The sequence below is a fragment of the Cellulosimicrobium cellulans genome, from assembly GCF_042723955.1.
GTDB classification, from domain to species: domain Bacteria; phylum Actinomycetota; class Actinomycetes; order Actinomycetales; family Cellulomonadaceae; genus Cellulosimicrobium; species Cellulosimicrobium cellulans_H.
In genome coordinates, this window is sequence record NZ_JBHXIC010000012.1 from 1 (window position 1) to 2,591 (window position 2,591).

A 2,591-nucleotide genomic window follows, 5' to 3' on the forward strand; every position below is an offset into this window, starting at 1 on the left:
GTCCGGAGAACCGGACAGGGCGGGCCTGGCGTCTGCTGTCAGCGCGTGCCGGTCAGCTGCAGGTGGTCGCGTCGTACGGCGCGGCGACCTCCGTGGAGACCTGCTCGCCGTCGACCGTGGCCGTGGCGGTGACGTCCGCCTCGCCCGCCTCGACGGACGTGCCGCGCACCGGGAACGACTGGTACGCGTTCTTCCCGGGCGCGACACCCGCGAACGTCTTCGTCCCGAACGGCGTCGTGAGGGTGACGTCCACCGGGGCGTCCTCGCCGTTCGTCGCGCGCACCGCCACATAGGCCTTCCCCGCGAGGCAACGCGCCTGCGCGGTGACCGTCACGTCGAGCTCCGGCTCCTCGCCATCGGACGGCGGAGCGAGGGCGAGCGCGGGCACGACCTCCTTGCCCGTCGCCGCGCTCTCCCAGCCCAGGACCGCGCGCGCGTTGCCGGCGTTCTGGTAGGTCTCGAAGCGCACGGCGTACGACCGGCCGGCTTCCAGCGCGAGCACGCGGGACGCGGCCTCGCGCGACCCGTCGACCCAGCGGTCGACCAGCAGCTCGTCGTCGAGCCAGAGCCGCCCACCGTCGTCGACGCGCACCCACAGCGTGTAGTCGCCGCCGACCTCGGGCGTGAGCGTGCCGGTCCACCGGACCGCGGCGCCTTCGGTCCGGCCTGCGCGATCGGCGAGCCAGGGCAAGAAGCGAGGGAAGTCGACGGTCTCGTCGACGACGGTGGTCCGCAGGTCCTCGAACACCCACGCCGGGCCCTCTGACGCGAAGTACTCACCCCTGAGGCCCGCGCCGACGACGTCGACCTGGGCGCTCACCGAGGTCGCTGCCCCGTCGAGCAGCGTGTCAGCCACGAGCTCGCCGCGGGCGGCGCTACCGGGGGCCCGCACGACCTCCCACGCGACCGTCACCTGCTCGCCCGCGGCGAGCGTCCCGAGGTTCCGCGCTGGTTCGACGACCTCCCAGCCGACCGGCGCGCCGAGCCGCACCTCGGCGTCAGCGACGTCCCGAGAAGGGGTCACGGTGGCCCGGACCGTCGTGGGTCCGGTCGCTGGCACCCGGGGCGGGGCGTCGAGAGCGACCGTGCCCGTGCGCTCCGCGGGCAGCAGGTCGGCGATGTCGATCGCCGCAGCCATCGCCCGGTATCCCGCCGGCCCCGGGTGCAGCCCGTCGCCGGAGTCGTAGTCGGGACGCAGCCGGGTCGGGTCCGCAGGGTCGCGCACGGCGACGTCGAGGTCGACGACGGCGTCGAGCACCGTCGTCGTGCGGATCCATCCGTTGACCGCCTGCCGCACGGCCTCCGACTCGGGACCGAACTGCGGCCACCCCTTGAACGGCGGGAGGGTGCCGGCCACGATCCGTACGCCGTCAGCGTGCGCCTGGTCGGCGAGGTCCGTCAGCGCATCGATCACCCGCTGGGTGGTGACCGCGTCGTCCTCGGGCTCCTGCGCAGCCCGCCAGACGTCGTTGATGCCGAGAAGCACCAGGATCGTCGTCGGGCCGTGCGCGAGCGCGTCGCGCGCGAAGCGGTTCGGGCCCGCCAGCCCGCTGTCCACCTGGTCGACGAGCAGGCGGTTGCCGCCGATCCCGGCGTTGACGACGCCGAGGCGCGCGGCCGGCGGGTAGGCGTCCATGCGGGCCGCGAGCCGGTCCACCCACCGGTCGTTGCCCGCGAAGGTCGAGCCCGAGCCGTCGGTGATCGAGTCGCCGAACGCCACGAGCGTCCCGGCTGCGCCCGAGCCGGCGACCTCCACCGCGGACACGACGTACCCGGACGAGCTGCTGTTCGTGAACGGTGCGGGGTCGGTGGTCCCGGCCTGGTCCGGGCCTGTCGCCCAGTACGACGTGTGGTGCGCCGCGGCGTGCACGCCGATGCGCGTACCTGCCTGCGGCAGGTAGGTCGAGACCTGAAGGTCGGTGCCGTGCTCCACGTCGAGCACGACCGCGTCGGACCGCACGACCTCGCCGACGGGCACCGTCACGGACGCCTGCCCGCCGAACGTCACCTCCCGGACCGACCCGGGCAGCGCGCCCGCGCCGTTCGGGACGGACGGCAGCGACACCGTCGTACGCCCGACGACGAGGGGGATCTCGCCCACCGCGTTCGACACGGTGACGCGCACCGCGGACCCCTCGATGCTCAGGTGCGCGGTGCTCCGGATCGTGCACGGGGCGCACGAACCCCCGGACCGCGCGAGGGCGGTGCCCCATGCCCCGACCCACCCCGCGTCCTCGGCCCCGGACACGAGGGCACGCGACGAGCTCTCGGGCGCCGCGACGGCGGCACCTGACGGCGCCCCGGCCAGCGCGAGCAGTGCGGCGACGAGCGCCCCCGCGATCCGCCGGACGCGGACCTTCCTGCGTCCCGTGCGTCCGTCGCCCGTCCTACCGTGCACGTCCATGGCGGTCCTCCTCGTCGAGCCTGCCACGCGCCCGTCGTGGTGGGGCGCTCCTCGCGAAACTGTCAGAGGGTGCCGCCCGACACCAGGAGATGCCAGAAGTTGCCGCGATCCGGTTCACGGCATCGTCGGCTGCGAGCACGACGAGCCCGGGGTCGCTCCCCGCCCCGACTTTCGGGCGAGGAGCGAC

At 74.6% G+C, this 2,591-nt stretch carries 1 protein-coding gene; it reads right to left on the reverse strand.

Features of this window, described 5'->3' with window-relative positions:
• Window positions 1-52: 52 nt before the first annotated feature.
• Entirely contained in the window at window positions 53-2,404 is a 2,352-nt protein-coding gene (locus ACFWH7_RS05260; protein ID WP_378215402.1) for a GDSL-type esterase/lipase family protein, read from the reverse strand.
• Window positions 2,405-2,591: the final 187 nt, after the last annotated feature.

What these genes read in the sequence shown, in the direction of transcription:
- ACFWH7_RS05260 (WP_378215402.1), bottom strand. Translation starts at nt 2,404, where the DNA reads ATGGACGTGCACGGTAGGACGGGCGACGGACGCACGGGACGCAGGAAG.